The sequence below is a fragment of the Citrobacter sp. HN-141 genome (genome assembly GCF_033341895.1).
GTDB lineage: Bacteria > Pseudomonadota > Gammaproteobacteria > Enterobacterales > Enterobacteriaceae > Citrobacter.
In genome coordinates this window covers 189,428-211,350 of the sequence record NZ_JAWPBF010000007.1, presented here as the reverse complement: position 1 = coordinate 211,350, position 21,923 = coordinate 189,428, and the positions used below count along the sequence as shown (strand labels likewise).

The window sequence follows — 21,923 nt, the reverse complement described above, 5'->3', positions numbered from 1 at the left end:
TTTCCTGTTGCTCGCATCGTTAACGCCGACGACGGCGCGTGGGTTTCGCTTTTTCTTTTGGTTTTACTATAACGTCTGGCACAGCAGGTTGCTCTATCGGAAAAATGGGTAACGCATTCAGTAAACGCTTGCCATAGTTTTTGGTCAACAACCGCTTATCGTAGATCACGACTTCACCCCAGCAGCCATGGCTACGAATGAGTCGCCCAACTTGCTGGATCAAATTGAACGACGCTGCCGGTAAGCTTTGCACCTCAAAAGGGTAGCGGTTCAGGCTTTTCAGCCACTCGCCCTCAGTGAGCACTACCGGACTGTCGATGGGCGGAAAGGCGATTTTGTGAATATGTACCTGGGTCAGCAATTCGCCTTTCAAATCCAGACCTTCGGCAAAAGATTGCAGTCCGACCAGTACGCTGCGTTCGCCGTTTTCTACCCGCTTTCGGTGTAACTCCACCAGACGATAGCGCGGCTGGTCACCCTGTACCAGCAGCAGCAAGCGCAGATCGGTAACGTGCTCCAGAAAACGCTGCATCGCCCGCCCGCTGGCAAAAAGCACCAGCATGCCCTGATGCTTTTTACTTTCCAGTTGCTCGCGGAAATAGGCCGCCATTTCCGCGATGTGCTGCTCTTCGTTCTCCATCAACGGTTCGTAGCGCATCTTTGGAATGACGATTTTGCCCTGTTCAACGTGGTTAAACGGTGAATCCAGCGCGACAAAGCGGTCTCCCGCTTTTTCTTTCAGACCGCTCATCTCCTGCAGACGCGAGAAGCTATTGAGAGAACGGAGCGTGGCAGAGGTCACAATAATATGCGGTACGCTACGCCACAGTAGTCGTTCGAGCTGATCGCTCACGCGGATCCCGACACAATGGAACCAGACGTGGATCTGCCCATCGCGCACCTCGCGTGTCACCCATTTACTCACCGGCGCCCCTGACGACTGCGCCAGCGACGCCAGACGCCACAATTTGCTTTGCGCCTCGAACATGCCCAATGCCCGGTTCATCTGCAAAATAACCCGATGCAGACGCACAATATCGTGGGTACCGGTTTTTTCACTGAGATCGTTGAGGAACAGTTCTGCCAGGCCGCGCAGCATTTCCGTCAGTTTCGCCAGTCGCTGGCAGATTTCCATCACTTCATCAGGCAGTTCTCCCATTGCAAAGCGGTGTTCCGCTTCCTGCGTGGCGGGCATATAGAGATTAAGGATGTTATTAAGTGAAGCAATCAGCTCATATAGCTCTTCACAGTGGCTGTTCAACCGCTCGGCGTTCGCCAGCGGCGGCGTGGTTTTCGGGCGGAACTGCTCCATGCAGGTTGCTACTAATTTGCAGAACAGATCCAGCTGAAGTCGATACCAGGGGGCACTGATTTCCGCACTCATCTCCAGCGCATCGCGGGCGACATCCGGCAAATGGTGGCCTTCATCAAGGACTAACAGCAGGTTTTTCGGCTCTGGCAGTACGGCTTCGCTTTCCATTGCCGCCATCACCAACGCGTGGTTCGCCACCACCACTTCGGCTTCCTGAATCTCGCGGCGAGCGACAAAGAAAGGACATTCACGATAGTAGTGGCAGTTGCGGTTCAGACAGCTCGCTTTATCGGTGCTCAGACGCTGCCAGAGTCCGTCATCAATGGCGATATCCGTGTGATCGCGCAACCCGTCCCATTTATAGCTGTCGAGATCGCCTTTCAGCCTGGCGCAGCGCTTTTGTTCTTCCTGGTTATTGGGCGTCAGGTCATCGTCGAGAAAGGCCAGCAGATCCTGTTGATTAGGTTCGGTGCTCGCCAGCGCAGCCAAATTGCGCGGGCAGACATAACGACCACGACCAAAAGCAGCGGTAAAACGCAGATCGGGGATGATTTTACGCAGCAACGGCAGGTCTTTGCTGTAGATCTGATCCTGCAACGCGACGTTAGCGGTACTGACCACTAACGTTTTCTGTTCTTCACGCGCAATGGCGATACCGGGGATCAGGTAAGATAACGTTTTCCCTACTCCGGTCGGTGCTTCAATCGCCAGATGCCGTCCCTCTTCCCCTGCCAGCGTTTTCGCGACATCGGCAATCATCTGTCGCTGCGGTGCACGGGGAATAAAGTCGGGGATCTGTTCCTGAAGCGCCTTGTACCAGGCGGCTATTTGCGCTTTTAGCGCCGCGGTTAATGCCATGAGAAAACCTGAAATACTGTATAAACAGCCACCATTGTGGCACATTTCAGACGCTCAATGTACCTTTTTCCCCCATTCTGGAAAGCGGCTCGCAGCACTGGCTTAAATTGCCGGATGGCGGCTTACACGCCTTATCCGGCCTACAATCCGGGTTCGCGCCTTATTCGGCCTACAGTGAGGTACATTGCAAGCCGAATAAGGGTGTCGGCTAATAGTATCCCAACAACTTCCACCACAGCATGCCCACGGCAAAAATGATAATCACATTCGCCGTCACCACGCAGAGGTTGATTCTGTAAAAGCGCGGACGTTCAAAATACCCTTGGGCAAAATAGATCGGGCCTGGCCCACCACCGTACTCCGTATTGCCCCACATCAGGTTGCTGAAGATACCAAAACAGATAGCGACCATCATCGGCGGCGCGCCTGCTGCGATCGCCGTGGCCGCAAAAGGGGCATACAGTGCAGCGACATGCCCGGTCGCCGTGGCAAAGAGATAATGAACGTAAATATAAAGAATCCCCAGCATAACAAAGGATTCTATCGCGCCAAATCCCTGAATACCGCTGCCCAGTTTTATCGTCATCCATTTAATAAAGCCCAGATCGGCAAGTCCGGTCGCCAGACTAATAATGACGCTAAACCAAATCACCGTATCCCAGGCCGCGTGGTCATTGAGCAGGCTTTTCCAACTGACTGCGCCAGAGGCGAACAGATAGGCGGCCAGCCCCAGCCCGACAGAGGTCGCCGATAATCCCGTGATCAAGCTGGTGCCCCAGCCGACCAACGCCAGCACAAAGCCAAAAGCGACCTTTTTCTCGTTGCTGCTCATCGCACCGAGTTCACCCAACGCCTGCTTGCCCATCGCTTTTGCTTCTGGCGTCCGCTTAAGCTCAGGGTCCAGCAATTTATAGACCAGAAGCGGCATCAGGCAGAAACAGACCATCGCCGGAACCACCGCGGAAATAAACCATCCGCCCCAGGTTATCTCAACGCCTAACGAGGATTTTGCCAGACTGGCCACCAGCGGGTTCGCCGCCATCCCGGTGAGGAATATCGCCCCGGTAATCGGCGTAAACTGAAAGCACACCATGGTTAAGAAATCACCGATGCGCTTGCCAGTTACCCCAGGCGCCGAGCCCAGAACGTCATTGATTGAACGGGTGATGGGAAAAATTATCCCCCCGGAGCGGGCAGTAACCGACGGCATTGCCGGGGCCATAATCAGATCGGACACCCCCAGCGAGTAGGCGATACCCAGGCTGCTGCCGCCAAAAAGCGACAGCATTTTGTACGCGATACGTTTCCCAAGCCCTGAGGTAACAAACCCCAGAGATAGGACATAAGCGCAGAAGATAAGCCATACCGTACCGGACGCAAACCCTGACAGCGCCTTTGCCTCTGGCAACGTTTTGGTGAAAATAACCACGCAAAGTGCAATTAACATCACCGCCCCCGACGGGAGCGGTTGGGTAAGAATAGCGGCAATGGTCGCGGCAAAAATGGCAAACATATGCCAGGCCTGAGGCGTCAGACCATCAGGTACGGGATAAAACCAAATGATCCCCCCAATGGCCAGCGGTATCAGGAACGACAGAATGGATTTTCCCGCGACAGAATTCGTTGACATAAAAATATCCTTATTCCGTTAACCCGAGAACCGTCATTTCTGCGACAGATATTTGGCCAGCACCTGATCGACCATCGCGGGCGCCATTCCCAGGTAATTCGCCGGGTCGGTCAGTTCTTCAATCAACTGTGGGTCCAGTCGTTCACAGACGGATGGCATCGCATTCAGCACATCCGCCAGTCGTCCCCCTTGTTCATTGACGATACGACAGGCGTCATACACGACGTCATGTGCATCCTGACGACCAATATACGGAGCCAACCCCATCATGACCGCTTCCGCCACAATCAGCCCGTTGGTCATGCCGAGGTTACGTTTCATCGCAGCCTCATCAACCACCAGCCCCGCTAACATAAAGTTGGCCTGATGCAATGCCCCGGCGCTGAGGACAAAACTTTCCGGGATAGCAATCCATTCCGCATGCCACGGTCCGGTCGCCCGCTCCAGATCCTGCACCATCGCATCCAGCATCAGTCCCGCTTGCTGACGTACGCCTTTCGCACAGGCCAGCATCAACTCGCTGGAAATAGGGTTACGTTTCTGCGGCATAGTGCTGCTGGCGCCACGTCCTTTAACAAACGGCTCATACAGTTCGCCAAACTCGTTTGCTGCCAGCAGCATTACGTCGTAGGCAATCTTGCCCAGCGACCCGGTAATCACCGCTAACAGGTTTACGGCTTCGGCAAAACCATCACGCGCGACGTGCCAGGTGGAGGTCGGTACATTGAGTCCCAACTCTTCCATCATCGCTTTTTGTACCGCCAGCCCTTTATCCCCCAGCGATGCCAGCGTACCGGCCGCACCCGCAAACTCGCCAACCAGCACACGCGGACGCGCCTGGGTAAGACGTTCCGCGTGGCGTTCAAACATATCCAGCCAGATGGCCGTTTTGTAACCGAAGGTCACGGGCAAAGCCTGTTGTAAATGGGTTCTCCCTGCCATCGGCGTATCACGGTAGCGGCGTGAAAGATCGGCCAGCGTTGCACGGAGTTTGTCCATATCGGATTCAATGAGCGCAAAAGCATCACGAATTTGCAGGACCACTGCGGTGTCCATAATGTCCTGAGTGGTTGCCCCCCAGTGCACATAACCACCAGATTCCCCGGCTTGTTTCGAAATCTGGTGTACCAACGGCAGGATGGGATAACCCACAATCTCGGTTTCATGGCGCAGCAAATCGAAATCCAGCGTATCGGCATTACATTTCTCGGCAATTTCCTGCGCCGCAGCCTCGGGTATCACACCGCAGCGTGCCTGGGCTTTGGCTAAGGCCACTTCCACTTCCACGTATTTGCGTACCAGCTCGCGATCGTCAAACACCGCGCGCATCGCCGGTGTGCCGAAAGAATCCCTGAACAGAACAGAATCAAGTACATTCGAAGCCATAAATCCCCCTGGAAAATCTGATAATGATAAGATGCGTGTTTCGGGTCGTTTGTTGGATGAACAAAGACCGCTTCAATGTCCAGACATAATTCAAATGTCCGTACATTTAAATGTACGGACATTTATAGTATTCATGAGGAATGTATGGAATAGTCCGTACATATTTTTGTGATGAAGATCATTAATTTTTTGATGAAACTGCGATGAAAGAATCTCTGTACAAGCGAATAGCACGTGAACTGGCGCAGCAAATTGCGGTGGGTACCTTTGCTCCCGGCTCGCTGTTTCCTACGGAAATGGAACTGTGCGAAACATGGCAGGTCAGCCGCCACACCATGCGTGAGGCGCTAAGGGAATTAACAGAGCAAGGTCTGATATCACGGCGTAAAGGCGCGGGAACCCGCGTTTGCGAACCTAAGGCTAACGGCGTCAATCACCCGCTATCGCATCTTGAGGATCTGTTGCTGCTGGCAAAAAACAACCTACGCGTGATTAAGAAAATCGACGAGATTGTGGCGGATATTGAGCTTTCCCAGATGATTGGCTGCCCGCCAGGCTCCCGCTGGCTGCACATTGCCAGTACCCGTGAAGATGCGCAAAACCCGGATGCGCCAATCTGCTGGACCGACAGTTACGCCAGTACGGATTACGCCAAGCTGCGCACGTACATCCGCGACGATCCGCACTCGTTAATTAGCGATCTGATCGAAACGCATTACGGCATTAAAAGCCATGAAGTTCACCAGACGATCACGGCCGTCGGCGTGCCCAGGAAAATAGCAAAAATCCTTAACGTCGCACCTGATTCTCCGGCGATGAGAATTGTGCGTCGCTATCTGGACAGAGAAGGAAAGGTATTTGAAACGACGATTTCGATTCATCCGGCAGGACGCTATACCTGCTCAATCGTACTGAAATCGCAAAGTTCCGGGGAATGATGCATTGCGTATCCGACCTACGCGACAGGCAGGCCGGATAACACGTTTACGCTGCCATTCGGTAACGTAACTTACTGTGCAGATGAAGGTTTGCGCGGACGGCGCGGCGGACGAGGCTTATCGCCCGCCGGTTTGCCTTCGCTGCTACGCGGTTTCGCTTTTGGCGCACTGCCATCCTGACGACGCGGCTGCTGCCCACGACCAGCACCACTCTGACCACGACCACTGCCGCCACGCTGCTGACGTCCGTTCTGGATCGGCTCAGCTTTGATTGACGGGTCTGGCTCATAGCCCGGGATCGCAATACGCGGGATCTCTTTTTTCAGCAGCTTCTCGATATCACGCAGCAACTTGTGTTCATCAACGCACACCAGCGACAACGCTTCACCGGTTGCCGCCGCACGACCGGTACGGCCAATACGGTGCACGTAATCTTCCGGTACGTTTGGCAACTCGTAGTTCACAACATGCGGCAGCTCTTCGATATCCAGCCCGCGCGCTGCAATGTCGGTCGCCACCAGCACACGAATATCCCCGGATTTAAAATCAGCCAGCGCACGCGTACGCGCCCCCTGAGATTTATTGCCGTGGATCGCCGCACTGCGAATACCGTCTTTGTTCAACTGTTCTGCCAGATGGTTCGCGCCGTGTTTAGTACGGGTAAATACCAGCACCTGCTGCCAGTTACCCTGACCAATCATCTGCGACAGCAGTTCACGTTTACGTTTTTTATCAACGAAATGCACATGCTGAGTCACCTGCTCTGACGCGGTATTACGACGCGCCACTTCGATTTCCAGCGGGTTGTGCAACAGTTTTTCGGCCAGCGATTTAATGTCGTCAGAGAACGTAGCCGAGAACAGCAGGTTCTGACGTTTTGCCGGCAGTTTAGCCAGTACGCGACGAATATCATGGATAAAACCCATATCCAGCATGCGGTCGGCTTCATCCAGCACCAGGATCTCAACCTGATCCAGTTTCACCGCATTCTGGTGTTCCAGATCGAGCAAACGACCCGGAGTGGCGATCAGCACATCTACGCCGCCACGCAGCTTCATCATCTGCGGGTTGATGCTGACGCCGCCGAAGACCACCAGCGAGCGAATATTCAGATACTTACTGTAATCACGGACGTTTTCGCCAATCTGAGCCGCCAGTTCGCGGGTTGGCGTAAGGATCAACGCACGTACCGGACGACGGCTTTTGCCATGCGGCTGATGGGTAATGAGATGTTGTAACAGCGGCAGGGTAAAACCTGCCGTTTTACCCGTGCCGGTCTGGGCGCTGGCCATCAGATCGCGGCCTTCCAGCACGGCAGGGATCGCCTGCTGCTGAATAGGGGTAGGTTCACGGTAACCCTGCTCGGCAACGGCACGTAAAATATCAGGGTTTAAACCAAGGGAATCAAAAGACATAACAACTCCGAACCACCCTGACCGTTACCGGTGTCGTTTTCAGGGAGATACATATAATAGAGATGACAAAAACCACAATGTCATGAAGGGGCGGAGTGTAGCAGTTTTTGTGATATACCGCATAAATTTCCCGCCCACGGAAAATACGTCGACAGACTGGACAAGGTGACGTATGAGTCATAATCTTAATCAATCGATTGATTAAGTTCAGAGTCGCGCAATGAATACACCCACCATGACAACCAAAGGTGAACAGGCGAAAAATCAGCTCATTGCCGCCGCACTGGCGCAATTTGGCGAGTACGGCCTGCACGCCACTACGCGTGATATTGCGGCTCAGGCCGGACAAAACATTGCGGCCATCACCTACTATTTTGGCTCAAAAGAAGATTTATATCTCGCCTGCGCCCAGTGGATTGCAGATTTTATCGGCTCACAGTTTCGTCCTCACGCGGAGGAAGCAGAGCGACTGTTTGCTCAGCCAAAGCCAGACCGGGCCGCGATGCGCGAACTTATCCTGCGCGCCTGCAAAAATATGATCATGCTGTTAACCCAGGACGACACGGTTAACCTGAGCAAGTTTATTTCACGCGAGCAGCTTTCCCCTACCGCCGCGTATCAACTGGTGCATGACCAGGTTATCAATCCACTGCATACCCACCTGACACGTCTGATCGCTGCCTATACTGGCTGCGATGCCCATGATACCCAAATGATCCTGCACACCCACGCCATACTTGGCGAGGTGCTGGCCTTTCGCCTGGGTAAAGAAACGATTCTGTTACGTACGGGCTGGTCACAATTTGATGAGGATAAAACCGCGCTGATTTACCAAACGGTCACCTGTCATATCGATCTTATTCTGCAAGGTTTAACGCAAAGGAGTCTGGAGTCATGAAAAAACCTGTCGTTCTTGGGCTGGTTATCGCGGTCCTCGTTGCCGTGATTGCCGGTGGAACGTGGTGGTATCAAAGTCGGCAAGATAACGGCCTGACGCTGTACGGCAACGTCGATATCCGTAGCGTCAACCTGAGTTTTCGCGTCGGTGGCCGGCTGGCCTCGCTGGCGGTTGACGAAGGCGATGCCATTACCGCAGGCCAGGTGCTGGGCGAGCTGGATCGCGCCCCGTATGAAAACGCGCTGATGCAGGCGAAAGCCAATGTTGCCGCCGCCCAGGCGCAGTACGACCTGATGCTGGCAGGTTATCGGGAAGAAGAGATCGCGCAAACTGCCGCGGCGGTAAAACAGGCGCAGGCGGCTTATGATTACGCGCAGAATTTTTATAATCGCCAGGTAGGATTGTGGAAAAGTCGCACCATCTCCGCCAACGATCTGGAAAATGCCCGTTCATCGCGTGACCAGGCGCTGGCCTCGTTAAAATCCGCGCAAGATAAACTCGCGCAATATCGCAGCGGTAACCGTGTGCAGGATATTGCGCAGGCAAAAGCCACGCTCGAACAGGCTCAGGCTGAGCTGGCACAGGCTGAGCTTAATTTGCATGACACCACGCTGACCTCACCGTCAGACGGCACGCTGCTTACCCGTGCGGTCGAACCCGGCAGTATGCTCAGCGCAGGCGGTACGGTACTGACGCTGTCGCTCACCCACCCGGTCTGGGTTCGCGCCTATGTAGACGAACGTAATCTGAGCCAGGCGCAGCCGGGACGTGAAATTTTGCTCTACACCGACGGTCGGCCGGACAAACCGTATCACGGTAAAATTGGCTTCGTGTCACCTACCGCAGAATTTACCCCGAAAACGGTGGAAACCCCGGACCTGCGTACTGACCTGGTTTACCGTCTGCGTATTGTCGTGACCGACGCAGACGATGTGCTACGCCAGGGAATGCCGGTGACGGTAAAATTCGGTACCGAGGCGCGGCATGAATGACGCCGTCATTACGCTGAATGGTCTGACGAAACGCTTTGCCGGGATGGAAAAACCGGCGGTTGCCCCACTCGACTGCACCATTCATGCAGGCTACGTCACCGGGCTTGTCGGGCCTGATGGCGCCGGAAAAACCACGCTAATGCGGATGCTGGCGGGTCTGTTAAAACCCGATGACGGTAGCGCCACCGTGATCGGCTTTGACCCCATCAAGGACGACAGTGCGCTGCATGCGGTACTGGGCTATATGCCGCAGAAATTTGGCCTGTATGAAGATTTAACCGTCATGGAGAACCTCAATCTCTATGCCGATTTGCGCAGTGTCACCGGCGAAGCGCGAGAAAAAACGTTTGCCCGCCTGCTGGAATTTACCTCGTTGGGGCCATTTACCGGGCGTCTGGCTGGCAAACTTTCCGGTGGGATGAAACAGAAGCTGGGGCTGGCCTGTACGCTGGTCGGCGAGCCCAAAGTATTGTTGCTTGATGAGCCGGGTGTCGGCGTCGACCCCATCTCCCGTCGTGAACTGTGGCAAATGGTGCACGAACTGGCCGGGGACGGCATGCTGATCCTCTGGAGTACCTCATATCTGGATGAGGCAGAGCAGTGCCGCGATGTGCTGCTGATGAACGAAGGCGAACTGTTGTACCAAGGCGAACCAACTCAACTGACGCAAACCATGGCGGGCCGCAGTTTCCTGATGAGCAGTCCGCAGGAAAACAACCGTCGGTTGCTGCAGCGGGCATTAAAACTACCGCAGGTCAGCGACGGGATGATTCAGGGTAAATCGGTACGTTTGATCCTGAAAAAAACAGCCACTGCGGATGATATTCGTCGGGCGGACGGGATGCCGGAGATTAACATCAGCGAAACGACGCCCCGCTTCGAGGATGCCTTCATTGATTTACTGGGTGGTGCCGGTACGTCGGAATCACCGCTGGGCGCGATCCTGCATACGGTTGAGGGAACGCCTGGTGAAACGGTGATCGAAGCCAAAGCACTAACCAAGAAATTTGGTGATTTTGCGGCCACCGATCATGTGGATTTTGCCGTACAACGTGGTGAGATTTTTGGCCTGCTTGGGCCGAACGGTGCCGGTAAATCCACCACCTTTAAAATGATGTGCGGTCTGCTGGTCCCCACCTCCGGCAAAGCGCTGGTGCTGGATATGGATCTGAAAGTCAGCTCCGGCAAAGCACGTCAGCATCTGGGCTATATGGCACAGAAATTCTCCCTGTACGGTAACCTGACGGTTGAACAGAATCTGCGCTTTTTCTCTGGCGTCTACGGCCTGCGCGGTCGGGCGCAGAAAGAGAAAATCGATCGTATGAGCGAGGCATTCGGCCTGAAAAGCATCGCGTCTCATGCCACCGACGATCTGCCGCTGGGCTTTAAGCAGCGCCTGGCCCTGGCCTGCTCGCTGATGCATGAACCCGATATCCTGTTCCTCGATGAACCCACTTCCGGGGTCGATCCCCTCACCCGTCGGGAATTCTGGCTGCATATCAACAGCATGGTAGAGAAAGGGGTTACGGTGATGGTCACCACCCACTTTATGGACGAGGCGGAATACTGTGATCGTATCGGGCTGGTGTATCGCGGCAAGCTGATTGCCAGCGGCACGCCTGATGACCTGAAAGCACAAGCAGCCGATAGCGACACGCCGGACCCAACGATGGAGCAGGCGTTTATTACGCTTATCAATGACTGGGATAAGGAGCATACGCATGAGTAGCCACTCTCTCTCCTGGCGGCGCGTGCGGGCGTTGTGCGTGAAAGAAACACGCCAGATCGTCCGCGATCCCAGTAGCTGGCTGATTGCCGTCGTGATCCCGCTGCTGCTGCTGTTTATCTTCGGCTACGGGATCAACCTCGACTCCAGCAAGCTACGGGTGGGGGTTTTGCTTGAACAGCAAAGCAAAGAGGCGCTGGACTTTACCCATACCATGACCGGCTCGCCCTATATTGATGCCACCATCAGCGATAACCGTCAGGAATTGATTGAGAAAATGCAGGCCGGACGCATTCGCGGGCTGGTGGTGATCCCGGTAGATTTTGCCCAGCAGATGGCGCGACCCAACGACGTGGCGCCCATTCAGGTCATCACCGACGGCAGTGAGCCAAACACGGCTAACTTTGTGCAGGGTTATGTCGAAGGTATCTGGCAGATTTGGCAAAAGCAACGGGCGGAAGACCGGGGTGAATCGTTCGAGCCACTGATCGATGTGCAGACCCGGTACTGGTTTAACCCGGCGGCCATCAGCCAGCATTTTATTATTCCCGGGGCGGTCACTATCATTATGACGGTCATTGGCGCGATCCTCACTTCGCTTGTGGTGGCGCGTGAGTGGGAACGTGGCACCATGGAAGCGCTGCTGTCTACCGAAGTCACCCGCGTCGAACTGCTGCTGTGTAAGCTTATCCCCTATTACTTTCTTGGCATGCTGGCGATGTTGCTGTGTATGCTGGTGTCGGTATTTATTCTGGGCGTGCCGTATCGCGGTTCGTTGCTGATCCTGTTTTTCATTACCAGCTTGTTTCTGCTCAGCACGCTCGGTATGGGTTTACTGATTTCCACCATCACCCGCAATCAGTTTAACGCCGCACAGGTGGCGCTGAACGCCGCCTTCCTGCCCTCAATTATGTTGTCGGGATTTATCTTCCAGATAGACAGCATGCCGGCGATTATCCGCGCGGTGACTTACATTATTCCCGCACGCTACTTCGTCAGCACGTTGCAAAGCCTGTTTCTGGCGGGAAATATTCCGGTGGTGCTGATTATCAACGTGCTGTTTTTAATCGCTTCGGCGGTGATGTTTATTGGCCTGACGTGGCTTAAAACTAAACGTCGGCTGGATTAAGGGGACTGGCATGTTTCATCGCTTATGGACATTAATTCGCAAAGAGCTGCAATCGCTGCTGCGTGAGCCGCAGACGCGGGCCATTTTGATTTTACCGGTACTGATTCAGGTCATTCTGTTCCCGTTCGCCGCAACGCTGGAAGTCACTAACGCCACTATCGCTATCTATAACGAAGATAACGGTAAACATTCGGTGGAATTAACCCAGCGTTTTGCCCGCGCCAGCGCCTTTACCCATGTTCTGCTGCTAAAAAGCCCACAGGAAATCCAACCCACCATCGACACGCAAAAAGCACTGCTGCTGGTGCGCTTCCCGGCAGACTTCTCGCGTAATCTGGATACTTTCCAGCAGGCGCCCATGCAGCTCATTCTCGATGGGCGCAACTCCAACAGCGCGCAGATTGCCGCGAATTATCTGCAGCAGATCGTTAAGGCGTATCAGCAGGAGCTGATGGACGGCAAGCCGAAACCGAACAACAGCGAGCTGGTCGTGCGTAACTGGTATAACCCTAATCTGGATTACAAATGGTTCGTGGTTCCGTCGCTGATCGCCATGATCACCACCATCGGCGTGATGATCGTCACCTCACTGTCGGTCGCCCGCGAACGCGAACAGGGCACACTTGATCAGCTGCTGGTTTCCCCACTGACGACCTGGCAGATTTTCATCGGTAAAGCGGTGCCCGCACTGATTGTTGCCACCTTTCAGGCCACCATCGTACTGGCCATCGGCATCTGGGCCTATCACATCCCGTTTGCCGGTTCTTTGGGGTTGTTCTACTTCACGATGGTGATTTACGGGTTGTCGCTGGTGGGATTTGGCTTGCTGATTTCATCACTGTGCGCGACACAGCAGCAGGCATTTATCGGCGTCTTTGTCTTTATGATGCCGGCGATTTTGCTGTCCGGATATGTCTCTCCGGTCGAAAATATGCCGGTATGGTTGCAGAATCTGACATGGATAAACCCGATCCGTCACTTTACGGACATCACAAAACAGATTTACCTGAAGGATGCGAGTCTGAAGATTGTCTGGGGAAGTTTGTGGCCGCTATTGGTAATAGCGGCCACTACAGGCTCAGCGGCGTATGCGATGTTTAGACGCAAAGTGATGTAACTTTTTGTCTTTCGCCAACAGCGAGACCACTGCGGGTCCGGCAAGGATCGCCAGCCCCGCCAGCGCCAGTAACACGTTGTTTTGCAGCACACGCGACAGCAGCCACAGTACGATCATTGCCGCACCGAAATACCACGTGGTCGTCAGCTCTTCCAGCACATCAGCCACATCGCGCCAGCGCTGTTCATGGTGACGTTGCAATGCCAGCATTAAGATAACCGTTACGCCATACACGACGCATAATCCCAGGCCGACGTGCACCAGCTTGCCGCTCATCCAGCCCATTACCAGCAACGCCACTACCAGTAAATGCAACACAATCTGCCAGCAACTTAGACCCGTTGCGACACGAACACGTTGTTGCCACCTCATGGCTTTTCTCCTGAAGGATTTTTAACTAATTATTCAGAGTACCGGACTTTACGGAAAATTCCGCAACACCGCATCTTTTTGTGACGGCGACTACACTATTTATTTCGCCACAGAATTCGCGATACGGTCAAAACCCCCGCATCCCGAAGGATGACGGAGAGAGTCAGGAAAGTGACGCCAACGGGAGAATCATGAGCGAATCAGCAGACCGATTTTCATTCAATGTGCTCACCATTAATACTCACAAGGGTTTCACCGCCTTTAACAGACGCTTTATTTTGCCCGAGCTGCGGGATGCCGTCAGGGCAGTTGGCGCAGATATTGTGTGCCTGCAGGAAGTGCTGGGCGCTCACGACGTACACGCACTGCAGATAGAAAACTGGCCGGATACCAGCCACTACGAGTTTCTGGCCGACAGCATGTGGAGCGATTTCGCCTACGGGCGCAATGCCGTGTATCCACAGGGGCATCACGGCAACGCCGTGCTATCGCGCTACCCCATTGAACATTATGAAAACCGTGATGTATCCGTTGGCACGAGTGAAAAGCGTGGTGTGCTTTACTGCCGCATTGTGCCGCCGATGCTTTCCCGCCCGATTCATGTAATGTGCGTCCACCTCGGTTTGCGTGAAGCCCATCGCCTGGCACAGCTCAGCATGCTGGCAAATTGGGTCAATGCCCTGCCCGACGCGGACCCCGTGGTGGTTGCTGGCGATTTTAACGACTGGCGACAACAGGCAAATTATCCGTTGAAGAGCCAGGCCAGTCTTGACGAGATTTTTACTCGCGCTCACGGTCGCCCGGCACGAACGTTCCCGGTGCGATGTCCTCTACTGCGCCTCGACAGGATCTATGTAAAAAATGCTAACGCCAGTATGCCAACCGCGCTGGCGCTGCGACACTGGCGACATTTGTCCGATCATGCCCCCTTGAGCGCGGAGATTCGTGTATGAAAACTGGCTGGCGTGAAGGCAATCAAATTCAGCTACTGGAAAACGGCGATCAGTACTATCCCGCCGTATTTCACGCGATTGAACAGGCGGAGCAAAAAATCATTCTGGAGACCTTTATCTGGTTTGAAGATGCGGTAGGGAAACAGCTACATGCCGCGTTACTCGGCGCTGCCCAGCGAGGAATCAAAGCGGAGGTGTTGCTGGACGGCTACGGCTCGCCGGATCTTAGCGACAGCTTTGTCGAAGAGTTAACCGCGGCGGGTATTGTTTTCCGTTATTACGATCCGCGCCCACGCCTGTTCGGGATGCGCACCAATCTGTTTCGCCGGATGCATCGCAAAATTGTGGTCATTGACGATCGCATCGCCTTCGTCGGCGGCATTAATTACTCCGCCGAACACATGTCTGACTACGGACCGGAAGCCAAGCAAGATTACGCTGTGCGTGTTGAAGGCCCAATTGTGGTCGATATTCTTACCTTCGTGCTGGCGAGCCTGCCGGGACAAAGCGCCGTACGCCGCTGGTGGCGACGGCATCACCGGGCAGTCGACAATCATCGCCCCGGCGAAGCGCAGGCACTGTTCGTCTGGCGTGATAACGAGGAACATCGCGATGATATTGAACGCCATTATTTGAAAATGCTCGCGCAGGCAAAACGGGAAGTGATTATTGCCAATGCCTATTTCTTCCCCGGTTATCGTCTGTTGCATGCACTACGTAAAGCGGCACGACGCGGCGTACGGGTAAAACTCATCGTCCAGGGCGAGCCTGATATGCCTATTGTGAAAGTGGGCGCCCGGCTGCTGTATAACTATCTGGTCAAAGGGGGCGTCCACGTCTACGAATATCACCGCAAGCCGCTGCATGGCAAAGTGGCGCTGATGGACGATCACTGGGCTACCGTCGGCTCCAGTAATCTTGACCCGCTCAGTCTGTCGCTGAATCTGGAAGCCAATCTCATTATTTATGACCGCACATTTAACCAGACCCTGCGCGACAACCTGAACCCTATTATTGCGCAGGACTGCAAGCGGGTTGACGAATCCATGCTGCCAAAACGTACCTGGTGGAACCTGACCAAAAGCGTATTGGCATTTCACTTTTTACGCCACTTCCCGGCACTGGTCGGTTGGCTGCCGGCGCATACCCCGCACCTGGCCGAGGTAGAGCCGCGCGCGCAGCCCACTCTGGAAACTCAGGACCGTATACAAACTGAGGATGCAGGAGGGAAAACCTGATGGCAAAAAATCACCGGCGCTGGCGGTTAGCGAAAAAGATCCTCACATGGTTATTTTTTATTGCGGTGATCGTGTTGCTGGTCGTTTATGCCAGCAAGGTCAACTGGCAGGAAGTGTGGACGGTAATTCGCGATTACAATCGGATCGCCCTGTTCAGCGCCGTGGGGTTGGTGATCGTCAGTTATTTACTTTACGGCTGTTATGACCTGCTCGGGCGTTACTACTGCGGTCACAAATTGGCAAAACGCCAGGTCATGTTGGTATCGTTTATCTGTTACGCCTTCAACCTGACGCTGAGCACCTGGGTGGGCGGTATTGGGATGCGCTACCGGCTTTACTCACGGCTCGGGTTGCCGGGGGGCACAATAACGCGGATTTTTTCACTGAGCATTACCACCAACTGGCTGGGCTATATTCTGCTGGGCGGTTTTATTTTTACTTTCGGCGTCGTCGAACTGCCCGCGCACTGGTATATCGATAAAGGTACGCTGCGTATCTTAGGCATTGCGCTGCTGTTGATAATTGGCGTTTATCTGTGGTTTTGCGCCTTCGCTAAACATCGCCACATCTCCATCAAGGGCCAAAAGCTGGTGCTACCCTCGTGGAAATTTGCCCTCGCGCAGATGGCGATATCCGGGACTAACTGGATGGTTATGGGGGCGATTATCTGGTTGTTACTGGGTCAGAATATTAACTATTTCTTCGTGCTGGGCGTGCTGCTGGTAAGCAGTATTGCCGGGGTTATTGTGCATATTCCGGCGGGGATCGGCGTGCTGGAGGCGGTGTTTATAGCGCTGCTGGCGGGAGAGAATACATCTCAGGGGACAATCATTGCTGCCCTGCTCGCGTATCGCGTGCTGTACTATTTTATTCCGCTACTGCTGGCGCTGATGTGTTATTTGCTGCTGGAAAGTCGGGCGAAAAAGCTACGGACAAAGAACGAGAAGGCGATGGCGAAATGATGGTGCTTATAGTGCCGGATGCGGCTTAACGCCTTATCCGGCCTACTTTCGATACGCAACTGTAGGCCGGATAAGCGCAGCGCCATCCGGCAACAGAGAATTATCGACGATTGCCGAAGATGCGCAGCAACATCAGGAACAGGTTGATGAAGTCCAGATACAGCGTTAACGCGCCGAGGATCGCATACTTACGCAGATTCGAACTATCACGCAGGTCGATCTGCTCACCGATGTTTTTCAGCTTTTGCGTATCGTAGGCCGTCAGGCCGACAAACACGATCACCCCAATGTAGGTCACCGCCCACATCAGCGCTTCGCTCTTCAGCCAGAAGTTAACCAACGAGGCCAGAACGATACCAATTAACGCCATAAACAGCATGTTACCCAAGCCGCTGAGATCGCGTTTAGTGGTGTATCCGTACAGGCTCATGATACCGAACATCCCGCCGGTCACCACGAAGGTGCTGGCGATAGACGAGTAGGTATAAACGATAAAAATACTCGATAGCGTCAGCCCGGTTAACGCCGAATAGAGCATAAACAGCGTCGTTGCCATTCCGGCACTGAGCTTTTGCACCATTCCCGACAGGACAAATACCAGTGCCAGTTGCGCAATGATCAGCCCAAAGAAGGTGATTTTGCTGGAAAAGACAAACATCATCACCGCAGGCGTATTCGCCGCGTACCATGCAATAAACGCCGTCAGTAACAACCCACAGGTCATCCAGCCGTAGACCTGCGCCATGTAGGTTTGCAGGCCAGAACGGGCCTGCACAATAGAATCGGATCGTGGGAATCGGTCCATGACAATCTCCTGAGTCAGTATGTGTCTAAACCAATTGTACTCTACCAGCGGTTTGCTGCTTGCTTATCGCTGTCGCGGGCGTCGACCCAACGTTCACCTTCCGGCGTGGCTTCGCGTTTCCAGAACGGCGCACGCGTTTTCAGGTAATCCATAATGAACTGCCCGGCATCAAACGCGCTACTACGATGCGCACTGGTCACACCGACAAAAACAATTTCATCGCCCGGCCACAGTTCGCCAATGCGATGGATCACCGTTACCCGGCCCAGCGGCCAGCGCGTACGCGCTTCGTCGACGATTTCCGCCAGCGCTTTTTCAGTCATCCCCGGATAGTGTTCCAGCGTTAATGCCTGCACGATGTCACCCAGATTATGATTGCGGACTTTACCGGTGAAGGTGACCACCGCGCCGTCTTCATCGCGCCCGGCAAGCCAGGGGTATTCGTCACCGACGCTGAATGGCGCATGGCCAACAACAATTCGCGTTTCAGCCATTTTAGCCTCCGGTCACTGGCGGGAAGAAAGCCACTTCATCACCCGCCCTGAGAGGATGATCAAAGCTGACCAGCGTCTGGTTTACCGCCGCCAGCAGCTTGCCATCTTCCAGCGCCAGTGCCCAACGATCGCTTTTGCCCGCCAGATGCTGGCGCAGTGCTTCTACCGTTGGAAACTCAGCCGTCACCTCTAGCGCATCGGTGTTAACCAGTTCGCGCACCTGGGCAAAGAAAAGAACCTTAATCATGTGCATCCACCTTAAAATCCCCCGACTTGCCGCCGCTTTTTGCCAGCAAACGTACCGGACCAATCACCATATCCTTTTGTACTGCTTTGCACATGTCGTAAATGGTCAACGCCGCAACGGAAGCCGCCGTTAACGCTTCCATTTCAACGCCGGTTTTTCCCGTCAGCCGACATAGCGTTTCAATGCGGACACGGTTGTGTTCCGGTTCGGCCTGCAGGTTGACTTCAACCTTGCTGAGCATCAGCGGATGGCACAGCGGGATCAGATCCCAGGTACGTTTGGCCGCCTGAATACCCGCAATGCGGGCCGTAGCGAAAACATCACCTTTATGATGGCTGCCATCGATAATCATCGCCAGCGTTTCACTGCGCATGGTCACGAATGCTTCAGCTCGCGCCTCGCGTACCGTCTCTGCTTTGGCAGAAACATCCACCATGTGCGCTTCACCAGCGGCATTAATATGGGTTAATTGCGACATACTTATTTCTTCAAATGTGGGTGGAAGTTACACGGACGTGTACGGGCATCGAGCTGCGGCGCAATAATATTTTCCCAGGCAGTACGACACGCTTTGGTCGACCCCGGCATGGCGAAAATCAGCGTCTTATTTGCCACCCCGGCAACCGCACGAGACTGCAGCGTCGCCGTACCAATCTCCTCAAAGGAGAGCATACGGAACACTTCGCCGAAGCCTTCGACTTCTCGGTCAAACAGCGGCAGCAGCGCTTCCGGCGCCTGATCGCCTTCGGTTAAACCGGTACCGCCGGTAATGAGCACCACTTGCACATCGTCACTGGCAATCCACGCAGAAACCTGGGCGCGAATCGCATAACGGTTCTCTTTGACAATCGCCTTATCAACAATCTGATGACCCGCTTCCAGCGCAGAGTCGCGCAGATAATGGCCGGAGGTGTCATCTTCTTCGCCACGACGGTTGGAAACAGTAAGAATAGCAATGCGTGTCGGGATAAATTCAGCGCTTACCTGACTCATGAGAAACTCCTTTTAGCGATCAGCCGCCAATGTAAGATAAGTTTTGCGTAATACCGGTATTGTTCTGATGCAGGAAATGGGTCTGCTTTTTCTCCAGCAACGCGGCAGAGATACGTTCTTCAAGCGCAGCCTGCTGGGCGTCGTCGGTCAGCAAATCACGCAAGTTCACCCCGCCTTCACCAAATAAACACAGATGAAGTTTACCGACGGATGACACACGCAGGCGATTGCAGGTGGCGCAGAAGTCTTTCTCATAAGGCATGATCAGACCAATTTCACCGGCATAATCAGGATGACAGAAAACCTGAGCCGGACCGTCGCTGCGCTGGCGTAACTGGTGGATCCAGCCGCGCTTAAGCAGTTCATCGCGCAGTACCTGCCCGGAGATATGGTGTTTGCGGAAGAGAGAACTGCCTTCCCCCGTTTCCATCAGTTCAATAAAACGTAGCTGAATCGGCCGTGGTTGAACCCAGGCCAGGAAGGTGTCCAGTTGATGATGGTTTACATCGCGCATCAGCACGGTGTTGACTTTCACTTTTTCAAAACCGGCATCAAAGGCGGCGTCAATCCCCGCCATCACCTGCTGAAACTTATCCTGCCCGGTAATGGCGTGAAACTGACGGGCATCGAGACTGTCGACGCTGACGTTAAGTGCCGTCAGCCCAGCATCGCGCCATGCAGCAGCATCGCGCGCCAGACGATAACCATTGGTGGTTACCGCAATTTGACGGATAGCGTCGTTTTCACGTACAGCAGCAATAATGTCAGTAAAATCGCGACGCAGTGACGGTTCACCTCCTGTCAGACGCACTTTTTCCGTTCCCAGGCTGGCGAACGCACGCGTGACGCGGCGAATTTCATCAACGGTCAGAAAGCCGTTATTAGTCACGCCACCTGGCTTATAGCCATCTGGCAGACAGTAGGTGCAACGAAAGTTACACACATCGGTAATCGACAAACGCAAGTAGTAAAACTTACGCGCGAATGCATCGGTAAGTTGAGAGCCCATGTACACCTTTCCAAATACGGGAGACGAAGTCATTTCTTCCTGCGCCCTGGTGACAATCGTATTCACGTATTGTCACGGCCAAAGCACCGTATCATTTGACCCAGGTGCAGAGGCTAGAGTGTTTATACTCGTCATGCTTCGAGTACATTTTGGTTATGCCGATACTAGCGTGTAAATGACACTTTTGCCATGTACACTTTCGCTGTATAAATATGTATATAGCGACATGATCGTGCAATTTCGCTACAGAATAAGCAAAACTCATGGTTTTGCATTGATATACATCATCTTGCTATCAGGTGGATGTCGTCAGAAAGGGGTAGATCGCAGAAAATTATTTTCTGCCGATGGCGACTGGATAATTGCTGAAAACACGCTAATTACGTTACTGTAGCGCCGATCAATTGATATCAGGAATAACTATGCGCACTCGTACGCTGGCAGATCTGGATCGCGTTGTCGCTCTCGGCGGAGGGCATGGATTAGGACGCGTTCTGTCGTCACTTTCCTCTTTAGGTTCACGCCTGACGGGCATCGTCACGACCACCGATAACGGCGGTTCCACGGGGCGAATTCGCCGTTCAGAAGGCGGCATTGCCTGGGGAGACATGCGGAACTGTCTTAACCAATTAATTACCCAACCAAGCGTTGCATCGGCGATGTTTGAGTACCGTTTTGGCGGTAATGGCGAACTTTCCGGTCATAACCTCGGAAATCTGATGTTAAAGGCGCTCGATCACCTCAGCGTGCGGCCTCTGGAAGCCATCAATTTAATTCGCAGCCTGCTGAAAGTTGATGCGCATTTAATTCCCATGTCAGAACTGCCGGTAGACCTGATGGCGCTCGACGATCAGGGACATGAAGTGTATGGCGAAGTAAATATCGACCAGCTCACTACCCTGCCGCAAGAATTAATGCTCTCACCTAAAGTTCCCGCCACGCGAGAGGCGATTGAAACCATCGCGGAAGCGGACCTGATCCTGATAGGTCCGGGGAGTTTTTATACCAGCCTGATGCCGCTACTGCTGCTTGACGAAATGGCGCAGGCATTGCGTCGCACACCAGCGCCAATGGTTTATATCGGCAATCTGGGACGCGAACTCAGCCTGCCTGCCGCCAGCCTGACGCTTGCCGATAAGCTGGCTATCATTGAGCAATATGTTGGTAAGAAGGTGATTGATGCGGTGATTGTCGGACCAAAAGTCGATGTTTCGGCCGTGACCGACCGCATTGTGATTCAGGATGAACTGGAGGCCAGCGATATCCCCTACCGTCATGACCGTCAGTTGCTGCATAGCGCGCTGGAGAAAGCGGTGCAGGCGTTAGGTTGAACGTATTTGCCTGATGCGCTGCGCTTATCAGGCCTACAAAAACGCGCTGCGTCGCCATCCGGCACCACACACTGCCTGATGCGCTGAGCCTATCAGGCCTACAAGCGCACCTGTAGGC

Annotated in this window: 21 protein-coding genes and 1 riboswitch; of the genes, 10 read left to right on the top strand and 11 right to left on the bottom strand. The window is 54.0% G+C overall.

Annotation, left to right across the window (positions count from 1 at the left end; all coding sequences use genetic code 11):
- Positions 1–19 precede the first annotated feature (19 nt).
- From dinG to RYZ59_RS11080, 3 genes are all read right to left on the bottom strand, one after another.
- A complete protein-coding gene (dinG, locus tag RYZ59_RS11090; RefSeq protein WP_318047714.1) occupies positions 20–2,170 on the bottom strand; it encodes an ATP-dependent DNA helicase DinG in 2,151 nt (716 codons plus the stop codon).
- 208 nt (positions 2,171–2,378) lie between these two features.
- Positions 2,379–3,800, bottom strand: coding sequence for a DASS family sodium-coupled anion symporter (locus tag RYZ59_RS11085; RefSeq protein WP_318047716.1), 1,422 nt, complete (start codon positions 3,798–3,800; stop codon positions 2,379–2,381).
- A gap of 33 nt (positions 3,801–3,833) precedes the next feature.
- Positions 3,834–5,186, bottom strand: coding sequence for an adenylosuccinate lyase family protein (locus RYZ59_RS11080; RefSeq protein ID WP_318047718.1), 1,353 nt, complete (start codon positions 5,184–5,186; stop codon positions 3,834–3,836).
- Positions 5,187–5,389: 203 nt separating this feature from the next.
- On the opposite strand from RYZ59_RS11080, the gene RYZ59_RS11075 reads away from it, so the two are divergent.
- A complete protein-coding gene (locus RYZ59_RS11075; protein WP_318047720.1) occupies positions 5,390–6,124 on the top strand; it encodes a GntR family transcriptional regulator in 735 nt (244 codons plus the stop codon).
- Between the two features lie 71 nt (positions 6,125–6,195).
- Here the strand turns inward: RYZ59_RS11075 and rhlE are convergent, their stop codons facing one another.
- Positions 6,196–7,539: an ATP-dependent RNA helicase RhlE gene (gene rhlE / locus RYZ59_RS11070; protein ID WP_318047722.1), complete on the bottom strand. Its 1,344-nt coding sequence runs from the start codon at positions 7,537–7,539 to the stop codon at positions 6,196–6,198.
- A 220-nt stretch (positions 7,540–7,759) separates the two neighbouring features.
- Between rhlE and cecR the strand changes: the two genes are divergently transcribed.
- Genes cecR through RYZ59_RS11045 form a run of 5 tightly spaced genes read left to right on the top strand, consistent with a single transcriptional unit; the run spans position 7,760 to position 13,401 of the window.
- A complete protein-coding gene (cecR, locus tag RYZ59_RS11065) occupies positions 7,760–8,437 on the top strand; it encodes a transcriptional regulator CecR (RefSeq protein ID WP_202039077.1) in 678 nt (225 codons plus the stop codon).
- Complete coding sequence (gene hlyD, locus RYZ59_RS11060) at positions 8,434–9,429, top strand: secretion protein HlyD (protein WP_318047726.1); 996 nt, start codon at positions 8,434–8,436, stop codon at positions 9,427–9,429. Before cecR ends, hlyD begins: the two co-directional genes overlap by 4 nt.
- Positions 9,422–11,158, top strand: coding sequence for an ATP-binding cassette domain-containing protein (locus RYZ59_RS11055; RefSeq protein ID WP_318047728.1), 1,737 nt, complete (start codon positions 9,422–9,424; stop codon positions 11,156–11,158). Before hlyD ends, RYZ59_RS11055 begins: the two co-directional genes overlap by 8 nt.
- Positions 11,151–12,284, top strand: coding sequence for an ABC transporter permease (locus RYZ59_RS11050; protein WP_318047730.1), 1,134 nt, complete (start codon positions 11,151–11,153; stop codon positions 12,282–12,284). Before RYZ59_RS11055 ends, RYZ59_RS11050 begins: the two co-directional genes overlap by 8 nt.
- A gap of 10 nt (positions 12,285–12,294) precedes the next feature.
- A complete protein-coding gene (locus RYZ59_RS11045) occupies positions 12,295–13,401 on the top strand; it encodes an ABC transporter permease (protein ID WP_202039080.1) in 1,107 nt (368 codons plus the stop codon).
- On the opposite strand, the gene RYZ59_RS11040 is transcribed toward RYZ59_RS11045, so the two are convergent.
- The gene (locus RYZ59_RS11040) at positions 13,363–13,773 is read right to left on the bottom strand and encodes a YbhQ family protein (protein WP_048212208.1); all 411 of its coding nucleotides are present in this window, start codon (positions 13,771–13,773) and stop codon (positions 13,363–13,365) included. The two genes, RYZ59_RS11045 and RYZ59_RS11040, sit on opposite strands and share 39 nt — an antisense overlap.
- Before the next feature lie 191 nt (positions 13,774–13,964).
- Between RYZ59_RS11040 and RYZ59_RS11035 the strand changes: the two genes are divergently transcribed.
- The 3 genes from RYZ59_RS11035 to RYZ59_RS11025 are packed head-to-tail and all read left to right on the top strand — an operon-like array spanning position 13,965 to position 16,926.
- Entirely contained in the window at positions 13,965–14,726 is a 762-nt protein-coding gene (locus tag RYZ59_RS11035; RefSeq protein ID WP_318047733.1) for an endonuclease/exonuclease/phosphatase family protein, read from the top strand.
- Positions 14,723–15,964 carry a cardiolipin synthase ClsB gene (gene clsB, locus RYZ59_RS11030; RefSeq protein WP_318047735.1) on the top strand — a complete coding sequence of 414 codons (1,242 nt, stop codon included), beginning with the start codon at positions 14,723–14,725 and terminating at the stop codon, positions 15,962–15,964. The genes RYZ59_RS11035 and clsB overlap by 4 nt, the downstream gene beginning before the upstream one ends.
- Entirely contained in the window at positions 15,964–16,926 is a 963-nt protein-coding gene (locus RYZ59_RS11025; protein WP_318047737.1) for a YbhN family protein, read from the top strand. Before clsB ends, RYZ59_RS11025 begins: the two co-directional genes overlap by 1 nt.
- Before the next feature lie 100 nt (positions 16,927–17,026).
- On the opposite strand, the gene RYZ59_RS11020 is transcribed toward RYZ59_RS11025, so the two are convergent.
- The 6 genes from RYZ59_RS11020 to moaA all read right to left on the bottom strand — a co-directional run bounded on the left by RYZ59_RS11020 (position 17,027) and on the right by moaA (position 20,474).
- Positions 17,027–17,731 (bottom strand): Bax inhibitor-1 family protein, encoded by a 705-nt coding sequence (locus RYZ59_RS11020; RefSeq protein ID WP_137384338.1) that lies wholly within the window; start codon positions 17,729–17,731, stop codon positions 17,027–17,029.
- Between the two features lie 41 nt (positions 17,732–17,772).
- Complete coding sequence (moaE, locus tag RYZ59_RS11015; RefSeq protein ID WP_318047738.1) at positions 17,773–18,225, bottom strand: molybdopterin synthase catalytic subunit MoaE; 453 nt, start codon at positions 18,223–18,225, stop codon at positions 17,773–17,775.
- A gap of 1 nt (position 18,226) precedes the next feature.
- Positions 18,227–18,472, bottom strand: a complete 246-nt coding sequence (moaD, locus tag RYZ59_RS11010) for a molybdopterin synthase sulfur carrier subunit (RefSeq protein WP_137384340.1) — start codon at positions 18,470–18,472, stop codon at positions 18,227–18,229.
- Positions 18,465–18,950 (bottom strand): cyclic pyranopterin monophosphate synthase MoaC, encoded by a 486-nt coding sequence (moaC, locus tag RYZ59_RS11005; protein ID WP_137384341.1) that lies wholly within the window; start codon positions 18,948–18,950, stop codon positions 18,465–18,467. Before moaC ends, moaD begins: the two co-directional genes overlap by 8 nt.
- 2 nt (positions 18,951–18,952) lie before the next feature.
- The gene (moaB, locus tag RYZ59_RS11000; RefSeq protein ID WP_048212213.1) at positions 18,953–19,465 is read right to left on the bottom strand and encodes a molybdenum cofactor biosynthesis protein B; all 513 of its coding nucleotides are present in this window, start codon (positions 19,463–19,465) and stop codon (positions 18,953–18,955) included.
- Between the two features lie 19 nt (positions 19,466–19,484).
- Complete coding sequence (gene moaA / locus RYZ59_RS10995; protein ID WP_115602345.1) at positions 19,485–20,474, bottom strand: GTP 3',8-cyclase MoaA; 990 nt, start codon at positions 20,472–20,474, stop codon at positions 19,485–19,487.
- A riboswitch (molybdenum cofactor riboswitch) is annotated at positions 20,462–20,607 on the bottom strand. (Overlaps the previous gene by 13 nt.)
- Positions 20,608–20,896: 289 nt before the next feature.
- Between moaA and yvcK the strand changes: the two genes are divergently transcribed.
- Positions 20,897–21,805, top strand: a complete 909-nt coding sequence (gene yvcK, locus RYZ59_RS10990; RefSeq protein ID WP_101741867.1) for a uridine diphosphate-N-acetylglucosamine-binding protein YvcK — start codon at positions 20,897–20,899, stop codon at positions 21,803–21,805.
- The last annotated feature ends 118 nt before the right edge of the window (positions 21,806–21,923 follow it).